This is a genomic window from Kitasatospora sp. NPDC054768 (assembly GCF_053612025.1).
Genome location: NZ_JBSHBN010000346.1, coordinates 1 through 1,447, shown reverse-complemented (window position 1 = coordinate 1,447; position 1,447 = coordinate 1). Strand labels below are relative to the sequence as shown.

General features: G+C 77.1%; 1 protein-coding gene. It reads left to right on the top strand.

Going from position 1 to position 1,447, the window contains the following annotated elements:
• On the top strand, positions 1 to 1,334 hold a 1,334-nt coding region (locus ACWGKU_RS41030; RefSeq protein WP_452191839.1), incomplete at its 5' end, for a beta-ketoacyl reductase.
• Between the last annotated feature and the right edge of the window lie 113 nt (positions 1,335 to 1,447).

Sequence of the window (1,447 nt, the reverse complement as noted above, 5' to 3'; positions counted from 1 at the left end):
CCGGCGGTACCGGCGCGCTGGGCGCGGTCGTCGCCCGCTGGCTGGTCGGCCGGGGCGTCACCGACCTGGTCCTCACCGGCCGCCGCGGCTCCCGGACCCCGGGCGCCGAGGAGCTGACCGCCGAACTGACGGCGGCCGGCGCCCGGGTGACGGTGGCCGCGTGCGACGCCGCCGACCGGGAGGCGCTGGCGGCGACGCTGGCCGCGGTCCCGGCCGACCGCCCGCTGATCGGCGTCGTGCACGCGGCCGGTGTCGCCCAGTCGGCGATGCTGGCGCAGACCGGCGTCGAGGACATCGCGAGGATCACCGGAGGCAAGGTCGACGGCGCCGCCCACCTGGACGAGCTCACCGCGGAGGCGGACCTGGAGCTGTTCCTGGTCTTCTCCTCCATCGCCGCCACCTGGGGCAGCGGCGGGCAGGCCCTCTACGCGGCGGCCAACGCCTACCTGGACGCCCTGGCCCGGAACCGGCGGGACCGTGGTCTCGTCGGGACGTCGGTCGCGTGGGGCCCGTGGGCGGGCGCCGGGATGGCGGCCGACGGGGCGGAGGAGTACCTGCGCCGCCGCGGACTGACGCCGCTCGACCCGCAGTTCGCGCTCACCGCCCTGGCGGCGGCCGTGGACGGCGGCGCGGACGCGCTGACCGTCGCCGACGTGGACTGGACCCGGTTCGCGCCCGCCTTCACCTCGGGCCGGCCGAGCCCGCTGCTGGGCGACCTGCCCGAGGCGGCCGACGGCCGGTCCCCGGCCGGGGCCGCGGCTTCGGCCGGGACTCCGGCGGCGGACGGCGGGGCGGACGGCGGGGCGCTGCGCGCCCGGCTGGCCGGGCTGGACGCCAAGGAGCGGACGGCCGTCCTGCTGGAGCTGGTCCGGGACGTGCTGGTCGAGGTGCTCCGCTACTCCGCGGCCGAACAGATCGACGAGACCAGGCCGTTCCGCGACCTCGGCTTCGACTCGCTCACGGCCGTCGAGTTCCGCAACCGGCTGGCGCGGGAGTGCGGCGTCGCGCTCCCGGCGACGATCGTCTTCGACCACCCGACCCCGGTCGCGCTGGCAGACCACCTGCACGGCGCGCTCCCGGGCGGCGCCGAGTCGGCCGCGGACGTCGAGCCGCTGCTCGGGATGCTCGACGGGCTGGAGGCGGCGATGACCGTCAACCCGCTGGACGAGCTCTCCCGCTCCAGGGTCACCGTGCGCCTCCAGGCCTTCCTGGCCCGCTGGTCCGCCGGTGCCCCGGTGGAGGAGGACACCATCGCGGACCTCCTCGACGCCGCGGACGACGAGGAACTGCTCAACCTGGTCCGGGAGGAGCTGGGCAACAGCGACCTGGACTGAGCGGTCCCGCCCGGAGGGCCCGGGGACGTGCCGGATCGCGGTGCCCCCGCGTCGGTCGGTGGCCCCGCGCCGCGCCGGACCCGTCGAACCAGTGTCTTTTACACATATGACGC